The sequence below is a fragment of the Streptomyces aureus genome (assembly GCF_000725495.1).
Lineage (GTDB): Bacteria > Actinomycetota > Actinomycetes > Streptomycetales > Streptomycetaceae > Streptomyces > Streptomyces aureus_B.
In genome coordinates this window covers 1-274 of sequence record NZ_JNZD01000108.1, presented here as the reverse complement: position 1 = coordinate 274, position 274 = coordinate 1, and the positions used below count along the sequence as shown (strand labels likewise).

Sequence of the window (274 nt, the reverse complement as noted above, 5' to 3'; positions counted from 1 at the left end):
CCATCCGGGTTACGGCTTCCTTTCGGAGAACGCGGACTTCGCCCAGGCCGTCCTGGACGCCGGGCTGATCTGGATCGGCCCGCCGCCGCAGGCGATCCGTGATCTGGGTGACAAGGTCGCCGCCCGGCACATCGCGCAGCGCGCGGGCGCGCCGCTGGTGGCCGGTACCCCGGATCCGGTCTCGGGTGCCGAGGAGGTCGTCGCGTTCGCCGAGCAGCACGGTCTGCCGATCGCGATCAAGGCCGCGTTCGGCGGTGGCGGGCGTGGTCTGAAG

The 274-nt window shown here is 72.3% G+C and carries 1 protein-coding gene; it reads left to right on the top strand.

All coding sequences use genetic code 11. The features are described 5' to 3' along the window. Positions 1-274: biotin carboxylase N-terminal domain-containing protein (locus IO36_RS36180; protein ID WP_037626648.1), on the top strand; the 274-nt coding region annotated here is incomplete at both ends.